Raw genomic sequence first — 24,221 nt, 5'->3', positions numbered from 1 at the left:
CAGATGTAGAGCGGCGTGGTGGGGGACAGCCGCGCTCGCGCTAGCGCCGATCACTTCATCTCCCGCGCCACCCTAAACCCATTCGCCGTATACCGCACGCTTTGATCGTATTTGAACCGCGTCGACGACAACATGTAGTCGTGACCATCGAGCCACGAACCGCCGCGAATGACGCGAGCCTCGCAATACGGTTGATCCCACGCGCGCCCGTCAACGGGCGCATTTTTGTATGAGCTGTGCCAGCAGTCGCTCACCCACTCCCATACGCCGCCGCCCATATCGTACAAACCGAGCGGGTTAGCGGCGAACGAACCGACGGCGTTCGGCCCGTCGGCGCGCCAGGGCTGCCCGCAATCCTTGCAGTTGGCCTTGCCCTGACTCATTTGGTCGCCCCACCAGTAGCGCGTCGCGGTGCCGCCGCGCGCTGCATATTCCCATTCGGCCTCGGTCGGCAGACGATACGCCTTGCCGCTCGCTTTCGTTAGCCACTTCACGTACTGCTGGGCATCGTCCCAACTGACGTTATGCGCGGGCGCGTTCTGATCGTGGTCCGCGATGTCCGTGAGACGCTGGCAAGCACCGGCCGCCACGCAAGCGTTCCATTGCGCGATCGTTACCGGGTATTTTCCCAGCGCGAACGCATGCGCGATCGTAACGACATGAGCCGGCTTTTCCGACGGATCGTTCTTGTTGTTGCCCATCGTGAAGCTGCCTGGCGCCACCTCGATCAATGCGGGGCACGCGGCGCAATCCTTGATTTCGTGCCCCGCCGTCGACGGCGTCGCCGCCGCGGGTCGAGCAGGCGGCGCAGGCTGGGCGCGTTGCGTCGGCGGCACAGGGATAGGCGCGGGTGCCGGTGCGGGGGCCCCTGTCGGGGAGGCGGGGGGCGCAGCGGGTACATGCGCGGGCGCTGCGCTCGTAGTACTCGACGCGCTTGAAGCACCGGAAGCGCTCGCCCGCAGCGATGCGATGCGCGCTTTCGCGAGCGGCGCGAAGCGGCCGTTCGGATAAGTCTTCAAATACGCCTCGTAATCGCCCGCATTGCGGCTGTCTTTAATCGAGTCCCAGAACGTGATTTCGACCTGCTCGGAACTGTTCTGGGGCAATAAGCCCGCGGTCGACCATCCGGGCCACACGGCAAGGATGCACGTGCTGAGAACCAGGGGCAGCAGTCGTCTTCGCCACATGAACCGTCTCCGCGATGTTCCGTCGGGCCGCTGGATGCGCCGCTATGAGAACTTCAGTGTTTGCGCGATAAATCGCCTATCGTCTGTGCGCAAACGCGCGGTGCCGGCATGAGCCTTTAAGCGAGGATAAGGGCCCGGGCCGACGTCGGGCAAATCGCCGGCGAACGATTCCACATTGAGAGGGGATGATCATGCGGCGAAGAACGATGCTCATCGCTTGCGGCGCCGCTGCGCTGACGCCCTATCTGTCGTTTGCCGGCCCCACGGCCTCGCCGCCCGACGCCGAGGAGTACATCATCTGGCCGTACGACGGCGCCGTCATCAAAGGCGGCTTCTGGATACGTATGGGGTTGCGCAACATGGGCCTATGCCCGAAGGGCATCGATCGGCCCAACGTGGGCCACCACCACCTCATCATCGATGCGGACCTGCCGCCGATGGATCAACCCATTCCGTCCGACAGAAATCATCTGCATTTCGGCGCGGGCGAATCGGAGGCGCGCATCGAGCTCGCGCCCGGAAAACACACGCTGCAACTGCTGATGGGGGATTTCAATCATGTCCCGCACAACCCGCCCGTGTACTCGAAAAAAATCACGATCACGGTGAAATAGCGCGACGCAAAACGCGCCAACGCAGCAACGGGCGGCCCGCGGCCTCGCGCTCGCCCGGCCCCTTTCGAATTGCCGGAGAACCTGCCATGAAACTGCGACTCGCCTTCGCCGCCGGCTGCGCCGCGACCGCGGCGCTGCTGCTTGCGGCGCCGCTCGCGTGGGGCGACGCCTCGCCGGCCGACCCGAGGGCCACCGAGTACATCGGCTGGCCGAACGACGGCGAAGTCTTGCCGGCCGGCAGGCCGTTTCGCGTCTGGTTCGGCCTGCGCTACATGGGCGTCGCCCCCGCGGGGGTGAAGTATCCGAACTCGGGCCATCACCATTTGCTCATCGATACGGATCTGCCGCCGATGAACGAGAAGATTCCTTCCGACCGCAATCATCTCCACTTCGGCAGCGGGGCCACCGAGACGACGCTCGAGCTTCCCCCCGGCAAGCACACGCTGCAACTGCTGTTGGGCGATCACGATCACGTCCCGCACAACCCGCCGATCTATTCGAAGAAGATCACGATCTACGTGAAGTAGGCGTACACCGCCTGTCTGCGCGAGGCCAACAGGTCGCGTTCAATCTGTTGGTTCGCTGCGATCATCCGCGCTTCGCATTTGCGTCGAAGCCGACGTCGCGAAAGTCCTAGCGATTCGTTCGAAGCCAATGCCCGCCTGCGTTTGCACGCCGCGGGCCGTGCCCCTGCGCGCAACTGGCACACCCTGTGCAGTATATGGCCCGAGCTCGCAACACATTGCTGCTCAACTCCCTCGAAGACTCGTCTCATCCCTTTTGGAGAACTCTCATGAAAGCGCTCAAGATCGAAGACCTGAACGTTGCCAAGGAACTCGACGGCCGTGCAATGTCCAGCGTCCGCGGCGGCACGCTCGGCTACTTTCACTTTCCGTTCGCGCCCGTGAGCATCAGCAACACGACCAACTTCTCCGCGGAGCAGTCGGTCGGGCAAGCGAACGAAATCCTCAGCAACAACGGCAACAACGCCGCGTTCGTCACGGGGATCACGTCGACGGTGAAGCCCTCGCAAACCGGCACGAACACGATCAACTTCTGAGGCAAGCGCGCCCAGGCCCGGGGCAGGTTCGCCTCCCCGGCCAAGTTCACCAAGCCACGTCGACCCTGCCGCGTCCATACCATTGCCACCCTTGCCAGGAGCTCATCGTGAAAACGCTCTCACGTCCGGCATACGCGTCGATCGACCCCAACCATGGACGCTCGTTCGGCGTCGGCCTCGTCTGCGCGGGCTTTGTCGCGATTGCGCTCTCCGGTTGCATGGACTTGAAGATGCCGGACTACAGCAAGCGTCCCGATACGCCGGAGAAGACGACCTGGGCCCACGCGGAGCACGTCGTATCGGCGTCCGACACGGTCGACCCGCAATGGTGGCGCGGCTTCGACGACGCGTATTTGAATACGCTCATCGACAAAGCCATCGCCGGCAACGTCGACATCAAAGTGCTCGCCGCGCGCATTCACGCGGCCGGCGCGGCGATCGGCGAAGTCCGCGCGGGCGCGCTGCCGAGCATGGACGTCGGCGCCGGAGCGGACTTCGAAAAGAGCACGCATCAGCGGCTGTCCAAGACCTACAACCTCGGGACGCAAGTCAACTGGGACATCGACATCTGGGGCAAGGTCGAAAAAGGCGTGCAAGCGCAGCAGGCGGAGTACCGCGCATCGGAAGCCGACTGGCGCGCGGGTTACCTGACGCTCGTCGCGAACGTCTCCAGCACTTACTTCCAGATTCTTCAATTCGACGATCAAATCGACGAAGAGCAAAAGACGCTCGACAAGAACAAGCAGATTCTCGCCATCGATCAGTCGATGCTCGCCAACGGCGCCGCACCGCAAACCGAGGTGCTGCGGCAACAGGCCGAAGTCAACGGCATCGCGAACGAGTTGATCGAATTGCATCGCCTGCGCGATGTGACGGAAAACGCGCTGGCGACGCTCGTCGGCGTTCCCGCGGGCGAGTTCAAGATGCCGGTGGGCCACTTACGCGAGCGCGTGAAGCTGCCCGACGTGCCGATGGGCTTGCCGGCGCAGCTGCTCTCGCGCAGGCCCGATGTCGTCGCCGCGCAGTATCGCGTGCTCGAATCGTACGACGACATCGGCGCTGCCAAGCTCGCGCAATTGCCCTCGCTCAGCCTGACCGGCCGCGGCGGCACGGCGGCGTTCGCGCTTAGCGATCTGTTCAAAGCCTTCACCTTCAGCTTTCTGCCGAGCATCAATCTGCCGATGTTCGATCCAAGCGTGAAGGCCCATATCAAGACGACGGAAGCGCAAAGCGAAGTGGCCGAGCAGCAGTATCGCCAAACCGTGTTCGCCGCGTTCGAGGAAGTCGAGACGGCGCTCGTCAATCTCACGGCGCACAAGAAGCAGCGCATCGAGCTTTCGCAGCAGAACGCGCATCTTCGCGTCGTGGCCGCGCAAATCGAGGCGCAGCTGAAAGAGGGCGTGGTGTCGCAATTGGAAGTGCTGGAATCGGAACGCTCGCTCGCCGCGGCGGAACTGGCGCTCGTCGCCAATCATCAGCAGATACTGGCCGATACGGTGACGCTGTACAAAGCGATCGGCGGCGGCTGGCCCTCGGTAGTCGTGGAGAACGCGCGCAGCGACGCGGCCCGTGCGGCGGGTTCCGCCAATTGACTGCGGTCGCATGTCGCCTACACTCATTCTCACGCTCCCCGCTGTGCGAAAGCCCCTCGCCGGGGAAGCACGAAGACGAGGGGCGGCCCGACGCTCTTGCGCAGGTGTCGATATGGCTTCCGACGATGTTCCGATTGCCGAAACGGAGCTGCCGCTCGCGCGACGCTTGGAGGTCGTGCTCAAGCCGGTCTCGCACCCGGAACTCGGCGACATCCGCATTCGTCGTGATCTGTTTGCGGTGGGACGCAGCGAAGCGCCCTTCGATCGGGCGCGTAGCGAAGTCGTGGCTGAATTGTCGAGGCGACACGCGAGAATTTTCGTGGAGCGTGGGGCAGCGTACATAGCCGATCTCGGCAGTAAGAACGGGACGACGATCAACGGCGCGGCCGTGCGTGACAAGCCGAGCCTGCTGCACGACGGCGACGAGATTCGCTTTGCCGGGGTGCTCGCGTATCGCGTCGAGTTGGCGCAATGTACGAGCGTTCGGACGCCGAGCGAGGCAAGCTCCGTCGCGCTGACGCTGACGCTGACGCCCGAGCGCTCCGATCTGGGCCTGGAGCCGATTGTCGTGACCTCGTTCCCATTCCTCGTCAGCAAAGCCGACGAGGTTTTCGCGCGTTACCGCGACGCCTATCCGCATCAAGTGAATTACGTGTCTCGCCGTCACGCGCACGTGTTCGTCGAACGGGGCGAGATCTTCGTCGAAGACCTGGGCAGCACGAACGGTACGTTCGTCGATGGCGTGCGGCTGGAGGAACGCGCGGTTGAACTGGCCGACGGTGCGCGCCTGGCCTTCGGCGGCAATCACTTCGTCTATCGGGTTGGTGTCCAGCGCGGCGGCGTCGATAGAACGCTGACGCAGATGCGCGCTCAGGCCCCGGCAAAAGATCAGTCCAATGCAGCGCCGAACCCGCAGGCGGAGGACGGTGCGCAGAACGATCGCGCGGCCCCGGCGGTTCCGATCCCAGCCGCGGCGGACATGGATAGAACCACCTTCATCGCTGCGCCCCATTCGTTTCTCGACATTTTCTGCGTCGACTCGATGAACGCGCGAGAAGACGAGGTCAACTACGAGACCGTTTCGCCGAACGAGCCTCCCTCGCGCGCGGCGACCAAGCGCCGAAGCAAGTTGGCGACATTCATCGATGAGTTGAACGTCGCCATGGGGGGCAGCGGGACGTCGGCCTGGGCGGCTGCGTGGGATGGGCGACGGATCGCCCGTTACGCGCTCGCTGCATTGGCGCTCGTAGGCGTGATCGTCGTTGCCTCGTATCTTCATGCGGGCCCGCAGCGCGACATGAAGGCGTTGATGGACGACGGCCGTTTCGATGCCGCGGCGCAGTTGGCCGATCGCTATCTGTCGCGGCATCCTGGGGACGCAACGCTCGAAGCGGCAGGCGCCGATGCGCTGATGAAAGCCAAAGTGCCCGCTTGGCTCGCGGCGATCGACGCGCACGCGTTCGATCGGGCCGGAGCACGGGCCAGCGAGATGAAGACGCTGGCGAGCCACAATCGCGAGGCCGCGCCGCTGGCAAGTGAAATCGCGTGGATGGGCGAGGTCGAAGCCTATTGGTTCGGGCGCGGCGGCGCCGATGCGCCGATCGCAATCTTCCATGACGAGCCTGTCATCGGCTCGCTCGTCGCCCGCTGGAACGACGACCCCAATCAGCATCAGCGCATGCTCGATCGGATCACGTCGTACGTGCCCGCATTCGGCCGGCGATACGCCGACGCGCTCAGCCACTTGCGTCAGTTGCAGACCGACGATTCGGTGTATGTGGCGGCGCTCGAACGGCTCAAGAGCGCCATCGAGGCCTCGCTCGAGCCGACGCACCCGGAGCGGCTCGATGCGCTGCCCGCACTGCTCGACGATTATGCCTCGCGCTATCCCCGCCTAGCGGGGGGCTTTGGTCCTCTACGCAGCGACCTGAGCCGATACCGAGCAATCGTGAACGAAGTGCGAGGAGGGGATACCCGGGCAGCCGCCGATGCATTGAACTCGGTGCGCTTCGCGACGCCGCCGTTCCAAGCGCACCGCGCCGCCTTGCAGGCATTCGCCGCGATGGCGCACGGGAGTGGACAGTGAGCACGGGACGCGAATCGCCTGGAATGGAGCCGCTCGCGCGCGCGCTCGAGGATCACGGCGCCGAAGGCATTGCCATCTTGGCCGAGGAGCCACGGCGCCTCATCGAGGCGGCCGTGATCGCGGTGGCTGCGCTCATTCTGATTGCGTTGGCGTGGTCGTTCTTCGGTCATGCGGACGTGCTCGTGTCCGCGCAAGGCGCCCTTGCCCCGGAATCGGAGGTGCGGCGCATCTACGCCCCGGTCGACGGCGAACTTGCCGATATCTACATTGCCGAAGGGCAGCCGGTGAAGAAGGACGATGTGATCGGCCGGATCAATGCACGCGGTGCGATCGAGGCGGCGACGAACGCGCTCGATGCGCGCCTGAAGCTCGAGGACGCCGAACGCGAGTGGCGGCAATTTCCCGCGAAAAAGGCGCTGATGCAGCGTCAGGCCGATGCGTTGAAAGCGCAGATCGACGTGGAATCCCATCTGCACGACATCCGTGTGGCCGAGGGCACGAGCAAGCTCGCCCAATCGCAAAAGGCGCAGCTCGATGCCGCGCGCAGCGGCGTGGCGAACGCCGTGCAGGCGCGCGACCTCGCGAAGTCTGAAGCCGACAAGTTCGCGCGGCTTTTCGCATTGCCCGGCGGCGGGGGCGTATCGCAAACGCAGGTCGAGGAAAAGAAGAACGCGTTCCAGCAGGCCGATAACAACGTCCGTATCGCGCAGGCCCAGTTGGCGCAGTTGGAAGCGCAATCGAGCCACGACTTCGCGCAAGCGAAGGCGCAACTGGAAGGCAGCGCCGAAACGCTCACCAAGCTGAACATCGAATACGACGCCACGTTGCGCGAAATCGCGAATACGGAGGACAAACTGCGCCTCCAAGTGCAGACGGCGCGGCTAGCCGCCGATGCCGCCGCGCGCATCCGCTTCGAAAACATCGACAAGGACAACTTCTTGCTCGTGCTCGCGCCCGTGTCCGGCGTCGTGACCGAGGTGACGACCACGCAGCCCGGCGACAAGATCCAGGCAAACGCGCCGCTGGGCGATATCGCGCCCGAGAATGCACGGCCCGTCGTGAAGATCGAGATCGCCGAGCAAGACCGCGCCTTCTTGCGCGAAGGTCAGCGCGTCAAGCTGAAGTTCAATGCGTTTCCCTATCAGCGCTATGGCGCAATCGACGGAACGCTCGAATACATTTCGCCGGCCACCAAGCCTTCGGCGGCGACGAAGCAGCCCGTGTACGAAGCCCGCGTGGTGCCTGTGAGAACGGACTACGTAATCGGCGGGGCGAAGTATCCGCTGCGCTACGGCATGACTGCGACAGCCGAAATCGTGGTGCGCGAGCGCCGGCTGATCGACTTCGCGCTCGATCCTTTCCGGACGATCGCGGGGTGACTGAGGGATGCGAATAGAGCGAAGGAGATCGAAATGACGGCGATCGTGCGAATCGATGATGAGGTGGTCGACACCGACGACTTCATTCGAGCGTTGAAACTGAATGGGCAGTTCGAAAACCTCGTCGAGCAGCAAGTTCGCGAGCGGCTCACGGTCATCGCCGCGAAGAAGCTCGGCGTGCGGGTGTCGACCGAAGAGATCCAAGCGCGGGCCGATCAATTCCGCCGAGTGCGCGGTCTGCATCGCGCCGCCGACATGAACCGGTTTCTCGATGCTTTCGGCGTCAGCCTCGACGAATTCGAAGCCTATGTGACCGACACGCTCTATCAGGAGAAGATGCTTGCCGAGATCACGAGCGACGATGCCGTGCAGGCGTACTTCACGCTCAACTCCCCGAAGTTCGACTGTGTGGAGGTGAGCCATATCGTGCTCGAAGGCGAGGGTCAAGCGAAGGAGATGATGTCGGTGCTGGCCGACGATCCCGACAGCTTCGCCGATATGGCGCGCGAGCATTCGATCGCCGACACGCGCGAGCGCGGCGGGGTGATCGGAAAGGTGCTGCGCGGCTCGTTGAAGACGGATATCGAAGCGAAGGTTTTCAATGCCCGAGCCGGTGACTTGATCGGCCCGTTCGCCGCGCCCGATGGCTCGTTCTACGAAATATTTTCAGTCACGGCAAAGTGTCCCGCGACGCTCGATGCCGACGTCGCTTCCGAAGTACGGCGCATTCTGCGTGAGGAATGGCTCGCCGCACGGGCGCAAGAACATATCATCGAGGCGCGCTGAGGCGCAGAGGCTAACCCATGGACGCGAAAGCCCCCGCGCCGGCCGACGTGCAATCGTTGGCGGAGTTCTTGTCGACGGTCGAGCCGCTTTCGCTCTTCACGCGCGAGGAGCTGGAGCGATTGGCGAACGCCGCGCAGCGGCGCGCGTTCGCCTTCGGCGATACGGTCTGCCGCAACGGGGAGCGCAGCGATGGGCTCATCGTCGTGCGCACGGGAAGCGTGCGTCTTTTCACCGAGGAAGGCGGCAAGGAGACGAGCCTTGGCGTAAGAAAGGCCGGAGAAGCGTTTTCCGAAATTGCGATGCTGCGCGATCACAGGAGCGAGGCTTCGGTGCGCGCGTCGTCGAAGGCCGAATTGCTCGTCATTCCGCGCATGGCGATCGAGGCCGAGCTTGCGTTGAACGAAGCCGCGCGCGCGTTCGTGACGAGCTACGTCGCCATCAGCTCGGCGGGCGGTTTCGTCGCCCGGCTGTTCGACCTACGAGGGAAGCTCTCGCGCGCCGAACTCGAGGAATACGTTTCGAGCGTGGGCGTGAAGCGCGTGGCGGCGGGAAAGGAAATCCTCAAGCAAGGCGCGCGCGGGGACATGCGCCTATACGTCGTACGGCACGGCGAAGTGCGCGTGACGCATCGCGCGGAGGGCGACGAGTTCGCGCTGGCCACGCTCGGGGCAGGCGCGATCTTCGGCGAACGCGCCTGCGTGCTGCGGCAAGAGCAGCAGTCGACGGTGACGGCCGCGACGGAAGTGCGCTTGCTCGTGATTCCGGAAAAGACGCTGCACTTCATGCTCGAGCGCAATCCCAAGCTCAGAGAGGTGCTGGAGGAGCGCATCCGCTTCATGGATCGCGAATTGCAGCGCCACCGGTTGCTGGCCGAGCGGCGCAAGCGCCCCGTCACGCTCGATCTGGCCGCGCGCGACGAGGTGGGCGCCAAGCTCGTCAAGCGCTTCGCGCTGGTCGAGCAGGCCGAGGAAATGGATTGCGGGGCGGCGTGCCTGGCGATGATATGCCGCCATTACGGCATCGCAATGACGCTCGGCAAGCTGCGCGAGCTGGCCAACGTGACGGCCGAAGGCGCGACGCTCGATAGTCTGGCTCGCGCAGGGGAATCGCTCGGCTTCACCGCGCGCGGCGTGCAATGCACGTTCGACGCGATGCTCGACTTCGAATTGCCGTTCATCGTGCATTGGGAGGGCTATCACTATGTCGTCGTGTACGGCATGTCGAAGCGATGGGTGCGCATCGCCGATCCGGCGCTCGGGTTTCGCAGGCTGACGATCGAGGAGTTCGAGCGCGGCTGGAGCGGCACGTGTCTGCTGTTTTCCACGAGTGAGGCAAGCGTTCAGGCAGGCGCCGCGCGTTCGCCATGGGTACGCTTCATCGGCTATCTGAAGCCTTACAAGAAGATATTGGGCCACCTGTTTCTCGCCACCTTCGTCATCCAGGCGCTCGGCATCGTGCCGCCGCTCATCATTCAGAACATCTTGGACGGCGTCGTCGTTCATCAGAACGTAGGCTTGCTCAATCTGCTGATCGTCGGCCTCATCATCTCCAATCTATTCGCGCAGTTGATGACGACCATACGCGCATACCTATCGAATTTCATGGTGCGCAGCCTTGATTTTTCGATGATGTCGCAGTTCTTCAAGCACACGATGTCGTTGCCGCTCGGCTTCTTCGCGAAGCGAAAGACGGGCGATGTGTTCGCTCGCTTCCAAGAGAATCAAACGATCCGCGCTTTTCTCACCGAATCGACCGTGACGACGGCGCTCAATGTGCTCATGATCGTCATCTATTTCACGGTCATGTTTCTCTACAACGTGAAGCTGACGTTGCTTCTGATCGCTTTCGTCGTCCCGATCATGGGGCTGACGGCGATGGCGACGCCGCGCATCAAGCGCCTGGCGCGAGAGGTGTTTTCGGCCTCGACGGAAGCGAAGTCTTTTCTGATGGAGACGCTGGGCGGCATCGAAACGGTGAAGGGAATGGGGATCGAGCGTCCCGTGCGGCTCAAATGGGAGCGCAAATATGCGAAGGCGCTCGACGTGCAGTATCGCGCGCAATCGTTTCATATTCTCGTCGGGTTCGGCAGCCAACTGCTCAACGCGGCCACGACGATCGTGATCCTCTGGGCAGGCGCGAAGCTCGTGCTCGCGCAAGAGCTGTCGATCGGGCAACTGATTGCGTTCAATGCGTTCATGGGCAGCGTGCTGGCACCGCTCATGGGGCTGGTCGGGCTTTGGAGCCTCATGAACGACGCCGCGGTGGCGATGGAGCGGCTAGGCGACGTGCTCGACATCGAGCCGGAGCAAAAGCCGGCGGAAGCGGCCTCGCGCGTTTTGCTGCCCGATTTGCAAGGCGATATCAAGTTCTCGGGCGTGTATTTCCGCTACGGCGGGAACGAGACGCCCTATGTGCTGGAGAACATCAGCTTCGAGATCAAGCCGGGCGAAATGGTGGCGATCGTCGGCCGCAGCGGCTCGGGCAAGACCACGCTCGCGAAGCTTTTGGTCGGTTTTTATCCGCCGACGGACGGCAAGATCGTGGTCGACGGCTACGACATGAACGTCCTCGATCAGGCGTACTATCGAGCGCAGATCGGCTATGTGATGCAAACCAACTTGGTGTTCTCCGGCACGATCGCGGAAAACATCGCATGCGGCGACGCGAGTCCCGACCGGCGCCGCATGGAAGAGGTCGCCAAGATGGCCGATGCGCATGCGTTCATCTGCAAGATGCCGCTCGGCTACGAGCAGGTCGTGGGCGAGCGCGGCGTCGGGTTGTCGGGCGGGCAGATTCAGCGGCTGTGCATCGCGCGGGCGCTGTATCACGACCCTCGGCTGATCGTGTTCGACGAGGCCACCTCCTCGCTCGACACGCAATCGGAAAGCAACATCCTCGCGAACATGCAGGAGATTTTGAAGGGGCGCACCGCCGTCATCATCGCGCATCGCTTGAGCACGATCATGCGCGCCGATAAGATTCTCGTGCTCTACGACGGTGCGATCGTCGAAGACGGCCGTCACGAAGAGCTGGTCCAACGCAAGGGCATGTATTACCAGCTCGTGCAGAAGCAGCTGAGTGCCCCATGAAACTCTTCGATCCCTTGGGCATCGGCAGCTCGACCGTTTCGTACGCGGGGCTGCTCGAGAAGATCGAGATCGTGCGTTCGACGCTGCGCTGGGCGCCGAAACTCGAGCGCGCCGACATCGAAAAACTCCTCAATCAAGCCAACATGCTGCGCGACGACGTCATGCAGCTCTCGCGCAAGGAGCGTTTCGTCGAGGCGGCCGAGGTCGAGCCCAGTTCGCCCGCGGCGGCGGAGCTGACGGTGCGTCAGCGCCGGCAGGCGCTCATGGACCGCAGCTTCGTTTTCGAAGGCACGTTCGGCGACAATCCGAAGCTGCTCGCGGCGCTCGAAATCGCGGAGAAGGCCGCTCCCACGGATCTGGCGGTGCTGATCGACGGGGAGAGCGGCACGGGCAAGGAACTCATGGCGAAAGTCATTCACGCGAACGGATCGCGGGCCGACAAGCCGTATATTTCGGTGAACTGCGGCGCAATTCCCGACAACCTGCTCGAATCGGAGCTCTTCGGGCACAAGAAGGGCGCTTTCACGGGCGCGTCGAGCGACCGAAAGGGCAAGTTCGAAAGCGCGCATACCGGGACCATCTTCTTGGATGAAATAGGCGAATTGCCTTTGAGCGGGCAAGTGAAGCTGCTGCGCGTGCTGGAGGCGCACGAGATCCAGCGCGTGGGGTCCGACGAGGCGATCGCCGTGGATACGCGCATCGTGGCCGCAACCAATCGCAACCTGCGGCAGATGAGCGAAGAGGGGCGCTTTCGCGAGGACTTGTTTTATCGGCTGAGCGTCATTCATCTGACGTTACCGGCGCTGCGCGAGCGCCGCGATGAAATCCCGTTGCTGTTTTCCTACTTCGGCGACGAAGCGGCTGAAGCGCTCAAGCGCAGGCCCGTAAAAATGACGCCAAAGCTGCGTGAGTTCTTGCTCGGCTATGCGTACCCCGGCAATATCCGGGAGCTGCGCAATTTGATTTATCGTCTTTCCTGCCTCGCGGGCGAAGTGGCCGATATCGACCATCTGCCGGAGGACATCAAGCCGCAGCGTGGCGGGTCGTCCTTGGTGGACGGCGGCGGGACGCCGGCTGCCGCGAGCATGTCGGACACGCCGATTTCTCTGGCCGAAGCGAAGCGCGCGGCAAGCGACGAAGCCGAACGCGCATTTCTCGAGCGGGGGCTGCAAGAGACGGGCGGGACGGTGGCGGAGCTCGCGCGGCGCTGCGAGATGAATCGCTCCCATCTGCAAATGCTCCTGAAGAAGCACGGCATTCATTCGAAGGATTTTCGTCGGCAGGCGCAGGACGGGGCGTTGCGCGACAAGGGCTGAAAGTTCGACCCGGGCTCGCGCCGGGCGACGCGCGAACGGCACGCCCACTTTGCATGCTCACGGCGCGACGGACGGATTGAACAGCGTTCGATCGCCCGCGTCCGGATCGCTCGCGCGGGTCACGATCACCGTGACGTTGTCACGCGCGCCCTTGCCGAGCGCGGCCGCAACGAGCGCATGGGCGGCCGCGTCGACATTGTCTGCGGCTTGCGTCAAGGCGAGCGCGATGCCCGTATCGTCGACTTCGTTCGTCAACCCGTCGCTGCAAATCAGGAAGACGTCGCCGTCGCGCACATCGACTTGCATTTCGTCGACCTCGAGCCAATCGGCGGCGCCGACTGCGCGCGTGATCAGATGATGCGCGGGATGATGGCGCGCTTCTTCGTCAGTGAGATAACCCTGCGCTCTAAGCGCCTCGACCTGCGTGTGGTCGCGCGTGATTTGCCGCAGGTGCGCGTCGCGATAGAGATAGATACGGCTATCGCCGGCCCACAGCACGGCGCAGCTGTGCGCGCGCGACAGGCAAGCGGCCACGGTGGACCCGATCGTGCGCACGCGGCGCGAAGCCGCCTCGTCGCGCAAGCGGCGGTTCACCGCTTGCAGCGCGTCTCGCGCCGCGGCGACGAACGGCTCGAGATGCGGCGGCGAGTTCAGCATGGCGAGCGCGTCGATCACCATACGGCTGGCGACGTCGCCGGCGTCGTGGCCGCCCATGCCGTCCGCGACGGCCCATAGGCCGGCGCGCGGCAAGTCGAGGCAAGCGTCTTCGTTGACGCCGCGCACGCAGCCGACATCGCTTGCGCAAGCCGACGTCCAAACTAACTGGGTTGCCATGAGGCGCCCCCGTCAAGTGGGATCAGCCGAGGCCGTTCTTGCCGTTTTCGCCGACGACCACGGTGAGATTCGAATTCGCGCCGCCGTTCTCGACATTGATCGACTGGAACTGATTGACGACTTGATTGGCGTAGAACGTGTTGTTCGTCTGATACAGATTGACCACGGGGCCAACACTCGCGACGGGCGGTGCGAACGGCTGGATCCAGCCGAACACCCAAGGTGCGCCCGCGCCGCGTATCAGCGACATCGATTGGCGCGGCATATCGCGGGTCATGCTCAGGTCGAGGATCGTGATGGCGGCCATGAAAGATCTCCTTGAATAAGCGTTGTCGGAGTAGAGCGAGTGTTCCGCGGGTGAGGTTGGGCACTCGCGTGTACCGGCCAGAAAAGGCAAGTCGCATGCCATAGGAATCGCATTCATCCGAGGAACCGCATTTAAGAAGCGGCGTTCCACGCGAACCGCGCCGGGCCAAGCGCTCGCCGAAACCGCGCACGTTCGGCCTCTTCATCCCCTCGTTCCACACGCGTTGCTGCTGTTGCCGCGCCGCCGACATCGTCCGCGTTGCAGTGCGGACCGAACCAACATCGCGCCGCGTTTCCCATATGACTACCGAAGCCCGGGCACTGGTGTGTCCAGACCAACATATGAACGCCTGCGGTGTTGGCGTCGGCCCGACGATTGAACGTCCTGCGCCTCGCGCTCATCGCGCAAAGCCTTGCGCGACGGGCACGCGCTCACTGGCATAGAGGATGCAGATTGGTCTGCACGAGGCAAACCTATACGACACATGAGTTTGCCGAACCTTGCCAGACGGATGAATGCCATGAACGCCGCCCTTCTCTCAGCCGAAATCGAGTTGCCTCTCGGTGCTCATCTCGTCACGTGCCGTGCCGGTTACAGCCATCACGGCATCTACGTCGGAAACGGCAAGGTCATTCACTACTCGGGGTTCTGCACGACGCTGCGTCGCGGCCCGGTCGAGGAAGTGTCGCTCTCGCGTTTCGCCGGCGCGCACGCGGTGACCGTGATGGACGAACCGCACGCCCGCTACATCGGCCGCGAGGCCGTGCAACGCGCGCGTTCGCGTCTGGGCGAAAACCACTACCGGCTGCTCACGAACAACTGCGAACACTTTTGCACATGGTGTATCGACGGCGTGGCCCGCAGCGAACAAGTGCGCGCCTGCGTGCGTCATCCGTTAGTCGCGGCGCGCGCCATCACGGGTATGTGCCGCACGCTCGTCGCCGCTTCCGCGCGGCGCGGGCTGCGCGCCGCCGGCACACGGCGCACGCACGGCACGGTCGCCTTCGCCGCGCTAGCCGCGTAACCGCAGCGTAGCAACGTAACGTCACCCGATACACCGACCGAATCGGAGATGCTCATGAACCCCGCCCACTCGCCCGCTACCTCATCGCTTCGTCAGCTGGTCGACAAGTGGCTGGCGCCCACGGCGTCGGTCCCGGCGCGGGTGACGCACATCGGCCGCATGCTTCACCAGCGGCACCGCTACGTTCGCGTCGAAGCGGCGCATACGAGCGGCACGCTCGCCATCTTCTTCTTCCGCCACGACGACGGCTCGTGGTGCGTCTTCCCGCCCGCGGCCACACGGCCCGCCATGTTGCCTCTGGCGGCTTGAGTCCAGCGTCGCAATCCAATCAGCGCAGTAGCGTCGTGCGCAATGGCTGATCGATTTGGCCGAGCGGCCCCGCCTCGCTCACGGTCGAAAATCCGAGTTGCGGCAGCCCTGTGAGGCTATGCCGGCGCACGAACAGCGTCTGCCGCGCTTGAACCATCGAGCCGCCGGTAATGGCGGCCATCGCTTGCCGATCGAGATCGATGCTTTCGGGCAGATCGTGAATGACGAGTGTTGTCATGGCAACTCCGCGCGAAGGAAGGGAGTGAACCGAGCCGATGGATGCGTGATTACGGGGCCGGGCGAGCGTGACGTTCGATTCAGTATAGGAGGCGACGCGGCCCGTCGCGGGAACAACGGGCTGCTAGGCAAAGAAAAAGGCAATCGGGGCGGCGAAGCCACGATTGCCTTGAGCTGAACACGACGGGTCAAAGCGAGAAGCCGGTAGCGGCGAATTGCGAAGGATTGACGTCGAGCTTGAACGGACCGACTCCGGCGCCGACGATCAAGTTGTTGTTGAACGCGTTGACGACGACGGCCTGGTTCTGTTCGATGTTCTGGCTTACGCCGACGTTGACGTTGGCGACAGGACCCAGGCCCGAGAGCCAGGAATTGGCGCCGCCGCGAATGTCGGACATGACCTTGCGGTCGAGTTCCGTATCGGGCGGCAGCTCGTGGATGACGACGGATGACATGGCGCTTCTCCGAAAGGGGCTGTGACGGCTGATCGAGCGTCGCGAGGCCATGGGGCCTCGCGACTGCGGCAAGCACGTTCAGAAGTTGATCGTGTTCGTGGCGGTTTGCGTGGGCTTGATCGTCGACGAGATAGCGCTTGCGAACGCCACGTTGTTGCCGTTGTTGTTGACGATGGTGTTCGTCTGGCCGATCAGCTGCTGGGCGCTGAAGTTGGTCGTATCGGTCACATGCACGGGCGAGTAGTACGGCAGTGCGAAGTACCCGAGCGTGCCGCCGCGTACGGCGGACATGGCGCGGCCGTCGAGTTCTTTGGCGAGGTCGAGGTTTTCGATTCTGAGCGAGGTCATGGCAGTTCTCCAAAAGGGTGGGCGGTGAGGCCGGAAAAGTGAGCTGCAAGTGTTGCGGGCTCGGTTCTCATACTGCACAGGGTGTGCCAAGCGAGAGGGGTGAAGCCACACGCGGCGCGCAAACGCCTATCGGATAAGGGGCGCCGTGTTTTCGCGAGAAGGCGAAACGGCGTTCGGGAAAGCGTATCGACGCCTGCGCTGATGTTCGCGGGCCAACACAACGAAGCATGCTGTTGGCTGCGATACGACAGATGCGCGCTTGCGCGCACGGTGAGGTCCACAGCAATTGCGCGGGGCCTCCGCGCAGACTAGTATCGATCAGCAAAGCGGCTATTCGCGCACAATTGGACGCACGTTGTTCGTAGCCTGAGAGGCGCACGCATGACGAGTCTTGCGGAGTTGATTCAGACCTACAAGAAGGGGACGCTTTCGCGCGAGTCTTTCTTTGCGCAGATCGACCGCGCGCTGGTGCTCGACTTCGCCAATTGCGCGCGGCTGCGGGAAACGTTAGACCAAACGCAAACGCAGGACCCGCTGCCCGACGCAATCTACGCCGAGCTGATTCGGCACATCGAACGACTCACCCATGCGCATCAACGCTTGAGCGACGAGACACGGGTGCAGGCCGGGCCGGCTCCGGCCGCGACAGCGTCGATGCCGGACGGTGGGGCGCAGCACGAACAGTCGCATACGAAAGGCATCGGCGATACGTTGAACGGTCGATTCGTGCTCGAAGCGTGCCTTGGCGTGGGCGGCATGGGCACCGTCTACAAGGCGCTCGATCTGCGCAAGCTCGAGGCCGCCGACCGCATGCCGTACATCGCGATCAAGGTGTTGAACGTGCAGTTTCGCGGTCAGCCGACTTCGCTCATTGCGTTGCAGCGCGAGGCTCGCAAAGCGCAGACGCTCGCGCACCGCAACATCGTGACCGTCTACGATTTCGATCGCGACGGGCCGATCGTCTACATCACGATGGAGTATCTCTCGGGCGGCCCGCTCAGCGCGCTGCTGCGCGAGCCCGGGTTTGCGGGCATGCCCTACGACAAAGCGCTGCCGATCATCGCTGGCATGGGGCGGGCGCTGGCCTACGCGCACGAGCGCGGCTTCGTGCATTGCGATTTCAAACCCGCCAACGTGTTCTTGACCGATTCGGGCGAAGTGAAGGTGATCGATTTCGGCATTGCGCGCGCGCTGACTCGGCCCGATGAGGAAGCCGACTTGACCGTGTTCGACCCGGCCACGCTCGGCGGCATCACGCCCGCTTATGCAAGCCCCGAGATGTTCGAGCATCGCCAGCCCGACCCGAGCGACGACGTGTATGCGATGGCCTGCGTGACCTACGAACTGCTGACCGGCCGTCATCCGTTCAACCGCATGTCGTCGATCGAGGCCCGCGCCGCCAGGAAGCAGCCTGAGCGTCCGAGCGGTTTGAATCGGCGGCAATGGAAAGCGCTATCCGAAGCGCTCTCACTCGATCGCGCGACACGCACGGCTAATTTGGAGCGGTTCATGGACGGCATGGGCGCGCTGATGAAAGCGCCGCCCGCGCCGGCGAAGGCGGCGTCCACGTCGGCGGGGCGCGCTGCGAAGAGCGCGCCGGTGCCCGAAACGTCGAAGGCTTTGGAAACAACGCAGCGGACGCGCTCGGCGCGCGTCGGCGTCGCAATGAACCGAACGCTGGTGAAGTCGGGGAGCCTCACGATCGGCGCGCTCGTGGCCGTCGCTGCGCTTTGGTACGGCTATCGAGCGGGGACGGCTGGCGGGCCAGGTTCGCCGGTCGGCAGTCACACGCGCGACAGCACGAATGCGCCAAGTTCGCTCAACCCTTCCGGAGCCATCGCCGGAGCTGAGCCTCGGGCAGCATCGGCCGGCGCCGCCGCGACGCCCGCATCGCGCGCGCCGCTTTCGCTCGCGGCCGTCTCCCCGGTGCTCGCAGAGCAGCCGTGTTCGGCACTGAGCGCGGCGGTCGTCGGATCGACCTTGCGCTTGAGCGGCTATGTCGAACAAGGCGGGGGCGTTTCGCGGCTGCGCGATGCGCTGGCCCCCGTCGTGGGCGCGGACGCCGTGAGCCTCGACGTGCAGCCGGTGAGTTCCGTGAACTGCGATGCGGTCTCGGCATTGGCGCCCTACTGGGCGGCGACGCATCGAACGGGAAGCGTCGCCGCAGGCGCATCGATTCAGCCCAAGGCGCCCAATGGGAATCTCGTCGAGGGAAGCCCGCTCGTGGTCAACGTCACGACGCCGGGCTACGACTCGTATGTCAGCGTCGACTATTACGCGTTGGACGGCAATGTCGTGCATCTGGTGCCCAGCCATCGTGCAAAGGACAATCAGGCGCCGCCGCACTACGCCGCAACGATCGGCGATGCCGGCGAGTGGATCATCGGCAAACCCTTCGGAATCGAAATGATCGTGCTCGTCGTTACGCCGGAACCGCTATTCGATGCGTTGCGGCCGGACGTGGAGCCGCATGCCGATTATTTGGCCGCGCTCAAAGAACGCTTGCAGCGGATCGCCGCGAAGGACGGCGCAGGGCGAGTGGGCGTCGATATCGCACAGATTACGACGAGAGCGGCGCAGCGCTAAGGGCGGAGCGGGTGAAGAATGACCGTCCGAGCGAGGCGGCTTATGACGGAAGCGTTTAATAAAAAGAACCGGTGACCGCCAAAAGCTGAAAAAATCGGCGTCGTATTCAGGTCAACTACCGATCAAGTGCGCAACGAACGCGCCGTATACAGGGGTATGACGCTGGATTGCGTTAGCGTCGACTCGACAAGGCCGTTCCGCTCGAATCGATTCCAGGCAGGGCGAGAACACGCGGATCGCCCTGTCACCGTAACCCCTGCCCTGAGAGACGCCATGTTCCCGCTCCGCTTCAAGCAGAAGCTCTGGCTCCCTTTGATCGCGAGCCTGCTCGCGCTGCTGATCGTTTCGCTGTCGGCGGCCTACTTGTCATACCAAACGCGTATGGACGAGCGCAAAGCCGATCTCGTGAACAGCGCGCAAATCGGCCTGTCGATCGTCAAGGAGTACGAAGCATTGGCGCGCGCCGGCAAGATGAGCGACGCCGACGCGAAGAAGGAGGCGCTCGATCGTCTGCGCGGCGTGCGCTACGGCAGCGACGGCTATTTCCTCGTGCTGGATACGGATGCGCGGATGGTGATGCATCCGATGAAGCCGAAGACGGTGGGCGAGGACTTGACCAAAGTGACCGACGCGGATGGCCGTCATCACTACGTGACCTTCGTGAAAACCGCGACTGGCCCGCAAAGCGCCGGTTTCGTCGATTACGTGTTCCCGCATCCGCACGTCTCTCCGCCCAAGGCCGTACCCAAGCTCGGCTACGTCGTGCTGTTCGCTCCATGGGGCTGGATTATTTCCACCGGCGCTTACCTCGACGACATCGAAGCGAGCTTCTATCACTCGCTCTATGCGACGGGGGCGGTGTTCATCGCGGTCGCGTTGCTGCTCGCCGCGCTGGTGTCGTTGGTCAATCGCAGTATCGCCGGCACGATCGGCGGCGATCCGGTGTACGCGATGCGGATGACGCGCGAGATCGCCTCGGGCAATCTGGCCGTGAGTGTGGAAACGGCCGGCGGCCACTCGCATGGTGTGATTCAGGCCATCGACGCCATGCGGCAAGCTTTCATGGGGACGGTGAGCCACATTCGCGGCAGCGCGGACACGATCAGCGTCGCGGCGCGCGAAATCGCCAGCGGCAATATGGACCTGTCCAGCCGCACCGAGGAGCAGGCTGCGTCGCTCGAAGAAACGGCCGCGAGCATGACCGAGCTGACCGAAGCGGTGCGGCACAACACGGATAACGCGCGCCAGGCCAATACGCTGGCGGGACGCGCGACGCAGATGGCCGACGCCGGCGACGACGCGGTGCGCGAAATGGTCGACACGATCGAGCGGATCAACAGCAGCTCGACGAAGATTTCGGAAATTACGGCGATGATCGAAGGCATCGCGTTTCAAACCAACATTTTGGCGCTGAACGCGGCGGTGGAAGCCGCGCGCGCGGGCGACCAAGGGCGCGGATTCGCCGTGGTGGCGGGCGAAGTGCGCAATCTCGCTCAGCGCTCGGCTGCCGCGGCGAAGGAGATCAAGGAGCTCATCGGCTCTTCGGTGGCCATGATTCGCGGCGGCGCGACGAAGGCGAACGAAGTCGGCGCCACGATGGGGGACGTCAAACAGGCGATCAAGCAGGTGGCGGACATCGTCGGCGAAATTGCGGCGGCCTCGGAAGAACAAGGCCGCGGCATCGAGCAGGTCTCGCAGGCCGTCAATCAAATGGACGAGGTCACGCAGCGCAATGCGGCGTTGGTCGAGCAGGCCGCCGCGGCGGCTCAGTCGCTCGAGGAGCAGGCGGCCGGCCTGAATAAGGCCGTCGCCATGTTCAAGCTGGATTGATTCGCGTGCCCGCCTCAGTCGCGATGATGATGCTTGCGATGCCGCCCGCTCGGACGAGCGCGGTAGTCGTTCGCATAGGAGTTCGTGCGCGAGATATGACCGCCGAGCGCCGCACCGCCTCCACCGCCGGCCGCTGCGCCGATGATCCCGCCCGCGGGGCCGCCCATGGCGTTGCCCGCTGCCGCGCCTACACCGCCGCCTAGTGCGCCGCCCACGATCGCACCCGTGCGTTCGCGGCGATTCGAGGTAACCGCGCCGCCCGCGCCGCCGCCCACCGCGCCGCCGATGACGGAGCCGGTGCTGCCGCCTACTGCGCCGCCCAAGGCGGCGCCGGCCGCGCCACCCACCGCGCCGCCGAGCGCGTTGCTCAAATCGCCGGCGAAGGCCGGCAGGGCGCTCAATGCGGCCAGCGCCACCAATGTTGCCGATACGGCAGTGCGGACGTGTTTCTTTTGCATCTGAGACCTTTCATCGTTCGTGTGAATGATGGCGCGAAGTATATCCGGCCCCAGAAAGGAAAACGTTGCTTAGCGGTTCTGGATCCGTAAGAGATGTAACGAAGTTTCGGCGGGCGAGAGCCGTTATCCAAAATTATACCGGCACGGTATAATTATCCAACTTCAGATAATTTTGGATAGTCGATGGAGCTGACCGAACTGTGGCATTTCCCGCGGCCGGACCTGGCGGGTGCGTACCTGGCGACATTGAACGCCGGGCTTGTCACGTCGACGACAATTTTCGCGCCGCGCCGCACCGGCAAGACGGCGTTCCTCTTGCGCGACCTCAAACCGCTCGCTGAAAGCGAGGGCTACACGGTGGTCTACGCCGATCTCTGGCAAACGCGGCAAACACCGGGCGCGGCGCTCGTGCGCGCGCTCGAGGAGGCGCTGGAGCCCCACTCCCTGCTCGACAAAGTCGTCGCGCGCCTGCAGTCGCCCGTCAAGGCGCTCAAGGGCAAGGCGGAATTCGCCGGCGCGAAACTCGAAGGTCACATCGAGCTTGCGAATGACGCGAAGCGGGCGATCAGCGATACGGCGCTGCTGCTGGATGCGCTCGTGGTCGAACTGACGAAGCGCCGGCCCGTACTCTTTCTAATCGATGAGGCCCAGGCGCTCGGCCGCAGCAAGGAAGGCGAGGAAATGGCCCGCGCGCTGCGCACGACGCTGACCAAGCACCAGCGCAGGCTTCGATTGCTGTTTACCGGGTCTTCGCGCACGAAGCTCGGTCATGTCTTTACGAATGCAAATGCGCCGCTTTACTCAGCAGCGGGCACGGTGCAGGACTTCCCGCTGCTCGGCGACGATTTCGTCGAGTACATCGCGCGCCGGTTCAAGGAATCGACGAAGCGCAAGCTCGACATCGGCGCGGCGCGCGAAGCGTTTGTGCTGTTTGGACGGCGCCCGGAGCCTTTGATGGAGACGGTGCTCGCACTCATGATGAACCCGGCGCTCACCTTTTCCGAGGCGATCGACATGCAGCAGGAGAAACTCGCCCGCACGGAAAACCACGAGGGAACCTGGAATTCGCTCGACGCCACCGAGCGCGTACTGGTCAGGATGATTGCCGACGATCCTTCGACGAAGCCTTTTGCGAAGGCGACGCTCGTCAAGATTCGAAAGCGTGTCGGAATCGACGATCTGCAGGCGACGCATATCCAAAAAGCGCTGGTACGACTGGCGGACAAGACCGTCGTGGCCAAGAGCCCCCGCGAGGTCTATGAGTTCGAGAACGAGACCTTCGCGGACTGGGTGCGTAACATCGTCGACTGAACCGATGGCCTTAGCTCTGGATAGACGGGCGCGACCGCCGCGTTGGTGAGCGTTCCCGTTTACGTGTAGACCGGCAACTCAGACGGCCGATGTCCCCACGTAGTTTTCGGCCATCGCCAACGCCGCCGCATGCGACGTCGTCACATGCTCGAGTTCGGCCACCTGCAAGCGCTGCTCGAATTCCGATACGCCGTCGAGCCGATGCATCAGCCGCGTCATCCAATACGAGAAGTGCTCGGCGCGCCAGATCCGCTTCAGCGCCGTATCGGTATAGGCGTCCAGCAGATCGGTGCGATTCTCCGCATAGAACGCCCGCAGCGCCTTCGCGAGAATCCGTATGTCGGACACGGCGAGGTTCAGCCCCTTCGCGCCGGTCGGCGGGACGATATGCGCTGCGTCGCCGGCGAGAAATAGCCGCCCATGCTGCATCGTCGACGATACATAGCTGCGCATCGCAACGATGTTCTTTTGGAAGATTCGCCCCTCCGTGACTGTTGCGCCGTCGGCCGAATCGACGCGCGCATGCAGCTCGGACCAGATCCTGTCGTCCGACCAATTCTCGGTGGAATCCTTTGGGTCGCACTGAAAGTACATCCGCTGCACGGTCGGCGAGCGCGTGCTGACGAGTGCGAATCCGCGCTCGTGCCGCGCGTAGATCAGTTCATCGGATGTCGGCGGCGCTTCGACCAAGATGCCGAACCACCCGAATGGAAACACGCACTCGTAATCGCGCCGGCGTGCTGCCGGAATCGAGGCGCGAGAAATGCCTTGCGACCCGTCGCAACCAATGACGAAATCGCAATGCAGCGTCTGTTCGGCGCCGTCGTGCGTGAACCGAATCGAGGGCGTGTCGGTGTCGATGCCTGAAATCGACGTATTCGAGACGTTGAAAAATACCGAACCGTTCGCGGCGACGCGCGCCGCCACCAAGTCTTTCAGCACTTCATGCTGGGCATACACGGTGATCGAATGGCCCGTTAGCGCGGTCAAATCGATGCGGCGCCGCTTGCCTTCGAACGCCAGTTCGAAACCATGATGCACCGCGCCTTCGGCTTTCATCCGTTCGCCCACGCCTGCTTCGATCAGCAGATCGGTGGTGTTTTGTTCGAGTACGCCCGCGCGAATCGTGGATTCGATTTGATCGCGGCCGCGCGTCTCCAGGACGACCGATTCGATGCCTTGACGATGAAGCAGATGGGAAAGCAGCAGGCCCGCGGGCCCGGCGCCGATGATGCCGACTTGCGTACGCACGACGTGTCTCCTAACAGGTTTAATTTTCGTGAGTGTCTAAATAATGTCTCTGCCTAGCAAGGCGCTAAGCGGGATAGGCACTATCTCCGGTCGAGATAAAGGCGCTACGCAACGATCCCTTCGGCGGAGAAAAGCAATGTTGCTGCCGCGCCCCAATGACAT

The 24,221-nt window shown here is 63.6% G+C and carries 22 protein-coding genes; 14 read left to right on the top strand and 8 right to left on the bottom strand.

From position 1 onward, the window contains the following. Positions 1 to 50: 50 nt before the first annotated feature. The gene (locus ACTHNR_RS12760) at positions 51 to 1,187 is read right to left on the bottom strand and encodes a formylglycine-generating enzyme family protein (RefSeq protein WP_440547998.1); all 1,137 of its coding nucleotides are present in this window, start codon (positions 1,185 to 1,187) and stop codon (positions 51 to 53) included. A 191-nt stretch (positions 1,188 to 1,378) separates the two neighbouring features. Between ACTHNR_RS12760 and ACTHNR_RS12755 the strand changes: the two genes are divergently transcribed. The 9 genes from ACTHNR_RS12755 to ACTHNR_RS12715 all read left to right on the top strand — a co-directional run bounded on the left by ACTHNR_RS12755 (position 1,379) and on the right by ACTHNR_RS12715 (position 13,109). Further along, the gene (locus ACTHNR_RS12755) at positions 1,379 to 1,801 is read left to right on the top strand and encodes a DUF4399 domain-containing protein (protein ID WP_440547996.1); all 423 of its coding nucleotides are present in this window, start codon (positions 1,379 to 1,381) and stop codon (positions 1,799 to 1,801) included. 86 nt (positions 1,802 to 1,887) lie between these two features. Then, positions 1,888 to 2,328, top strand: coding sequence for a DUF4399 domain-containing protein (locus ACTHNR_RS12750; protein WP_440547995.1), 441 nt, complete (start codon positions 1,888 to 1,890; stop codon positions 2,326 to 2,328). Between the two features lie 266 nt (positions 2,329 to 2,594). After that, positions 2,595 to 2,861 (top strand): hypothetical protein, encoded by a 267-nt coding sequence (locus ACTHNR_RS12745; protein ID WP_440547994.1) that lies wholly within the window; start codon positions 2,595 to 2,597, stop codon positions 2,859 to 2,861. Between the two features lie 140 nt (positions 2,862 to 3,001). After that, positions 3,002 to 4,453, top strand: a complete 1,452-nt coding sequence (locus ACTHNR_RS12740; RefSeq protein WP_440548022.1) for an efflux transporter outer membrane subunit — start codon at positions 3,002 to 3,004, stop codon at positions 4,451 to 4,453. A gap of 112 nt (positions 4,454 to 4,565) precedes the next feature. Then, entirely contained in the window at positions 4,566 to 6,539 is a 1,974-nt protein-coding gene (locus tag ACTHNR_RS12735) for an FHA domain-containing protein (protein WP_440547993.1), read from the top strand. 23 nt (positions 6,540 to 6,562) lie between these two features. Further along, positions 6,563 to 7,918, top strand: coding sequence for an HlyD family efflux transporter periplasmic adaptor subunit (locus ACTHNR_RS12730; protein ID WP_440548021.1), 1,356 nt, complete (start codon positions 6,563 to 6,565; stop codon positions 7,916 to 7,918). Between the two features lie 33 nt (positions 7,919 to 7,951). Beyond that, positions 7,952 to 8,704: a peptidylprolyl isomerase gene (locus ACTHNR_RS12725; RefSeq protein WP_440547992.1), complete on the top strand. Its 753-nt coding sequence runs from the start codon at positions 7,952 to 7,954 to the stop codon at positions 8,702 to 8,704. A 17-nt stretch (positions 8,705 to 8,721) separates the two neighbouring features. Next, the gene (locus tag ACTHNR_RS12720; RefSeq protein ID WP_440547991.1) at positions 8,722 to 11,793 is read left to right on the top strand and encodes a peptidase domain-containing ABC transporter; all 3,072 of its coding nucleotides are present in this window, start codon (positions 8,722 to 8,724) and stop codon (positions 11,791 to 11,793) included. Beyond that, on the top strand, positions 11,790 to 13,109 hold the full coding sequence (locus tag ACTHNR_RS12715; RefSeq protein WP_440547989.1) for a sigma-54 interaction domain-containing protein: 1,320 nt from the start codon (positions 11,790 to 11,792) through the stop codon (positions 13,107 to 13,109). Before ACTHNR_RS12720 ends, ACTHNR_RS12715 begins: the two co-directional genes overlap by 4 nt. 57 nt (positions 13,110 to 13,166) lie before the next feature. On the opposite strand, the gene ACTHNR_RS12710 is transcribed toward ACTHNR_RS12715, so the two are convergent. Next, entirely contained in the window at positions 13,167 to 13,943 is a 777-nt protein-coding gene (locus ACTHNR_RS12710) for a PP2C family protein-serine/threonine phosphatase (RefSeq protein WP_440547988.1), read from the bottom strand. Positions 13,944 to 13,965: 22 nt separating this feature from the next. Further along, positions 13,966 to 14,250: a hypothetical protein gene (locus tag ACTHNR_RS12705; RefSeq protein WP_440547987.1), complete on the bottom strand. Its 285-nt coding sequence runs from the start codon at positions 14,248 to 14,250 to the stop codon at positions 13,966 to 13,968. A gap of 520 nt (positions 14,251 to 14,770) precedes the next feature. Between ACTHNR_RS12705 and ACTHNR_RS12700 the strand changes: the two genes are divergently transcribed. Continuing rightward, positions 14,771 to 15,274 carry a lecithin retinol acyltransferase family protein gene (locus tag ACTHNR_RS12700; protein ID WP_440547986.1) on the top strand — a complete coding sequence of 168 codons (504 nt, stop codon included), beginning with the start codon at positions 14,771 to 14,773 and terminating at the stop codon, positions 15,272 to 15,274. A 54-nt stretch (positions 15,275 to 15,328) separates the two neighbouring features. After that, complete coding sequence (locus ACTHNR_RS12695) at positions 15,329 to 15,583, top strand: hypothetical protein (protein WP_440547985.1); 255 nt, start codon at positions 15,329 to 15,331, stop codon at positions 15,581 to 15,583. A gap of 19 nt (positions 15,584 to 15,602) precedes the next feature. On the opposite strand, the gene ACTHNR_RS12690 is transcribed toward ACTHNR_RS12695, so the two are convergent. The 3 genes from ACTHNR_RS12690 to ACTHNR_RS12680 all read right to left on the bottom strand — a co-directional run bounded on the left by ACTHNR_RS12690 (position 15,603) and on the right by ACTHNR_RS12680 (position 16,623). Continuing rightward, on the bottom strand, positions 15,603 to 15,821 hold the full coding sequence (locus ACTHNR_RS12690) for a hypothetical protein (protein ID WP_440547984.1): 219 nt from the start codon (positions 15,819 to 15,821) through the stop codon (positions 15,603 to 15,605). A gap of 187 nt (positions 15,822 to 16,008) precedes the next feature. Next, entirely contained in the window at positions 16,009 to 16,275 is a 267-nt protein-coding gene (locus ACTHNR_RS12685) for a hypothetical protein (protein ID WP_440547983.1), read from the bottom strand. 78 nt (positions 16,276 to 16,353) lie between these two features. Beyond that, positions 16,354 to 16,623, bottom strand: coding sequence for a hypothetical protein (locus ACTHNR_RS12680; RefSeq protein ID WP_440547982.1), 270 nt, complete (start codon positions 16,621 to 16,623; stop codon positions 16,354 to 16,356). Positions 16,624 to 17,004: 381 nt separating this feature from the next. On the opposite strand from ACTHNR_RS12680, the gene ACTHNR_RS12675 reads away from it, so the two are divergent. Next, positions 17,005 to 19,209: a protein kinase domain-containing protein gene (locus ACTHNR_RS12675; RefSeq protein ID WP_440547981.1), complete on the top strand. Its 2,205-nt coding sequence runs from the start codon at positions 17,005 to 17,007 to the stop codon at positions 19,207 to 19,209. A 273-nt stretch (positions 19,210 to 19,482) separates the two neighbouring features. Next, a complete protein-coding gene (locus ACTHNR_RS12670) occupies positions 19,483 to 21,039 on the top strand; it encodes a methyl-accepting chemotaxis protein (RefSeq protein WP_440547980.1) in 1,557 nt (518 codons plus the stop codon). 14 nt (positions 21,040 to 21,053) lie between these two features. On the opposite strand, the gene ACTHNR_RS12665 is transcribed toward ACTHNR_RS12670, so the two are convergent. After that, a complete protein-coding gene (locus ACTHNR_RS12665; RefSeq protein ID WP_440547979.1) occupies positions 21,054 to 21,497 on the bottom strand; it encodes a hypothetical protein in 444 nt (147 codons plus the stop codon). A 183-nt stretch (positions 21,498 to 21,680) separates the two neighbouring features. Between ACTHNR_RS12665 and ACTHNR_RS12660 the strand changes: the two genes are divergently transcribed. Next, entirely contained in the window at positions 21,681 to 22,808 is a 1,128-nt protein-coding gene (locus ACTHNR_RS12660) for an AAA family ATPase (RefSeq protein WP_440547977.1), read from the top strand. A 78-nt stretch (positions 22,809 to 22,886) separates the two neighbouring features. Here the strand turns inward: ACTHNR_RS12660 and ACTHNR_RS12655 are convergent, their stop codons facing one another. Next, the gene (locus ACTHNR_RS12655) at positions 22,887 to 24,059 is read right to left on the bottom strand and encodes a 4-hydroxybenzoate 3-monooxygenase (protein WP_440547976.1); all 1,173 of its coding nucleotides are present in this window, start codon (positions 24,057 to 24,059) and stop codon (positions 22,887 to 22,889) included. Between the last annotated feature and the right edge of the window lie 162 nt (positions 24,060 to 24,221).

The sequence above is a fragment of the Trinickia sp. genome (assembly GCF_051954495.1).
Lineage (GTDB): Bacteria > Pseudomonadota > Gammaproteobacteria > Burkholderiales > Burkholderiaceae > Trinickia.
The sequence above is the reverse complement of the archived record's forward strand: the minus strand, read 5'-3'. Positions and strand labels throughout refer to the sequence as shown.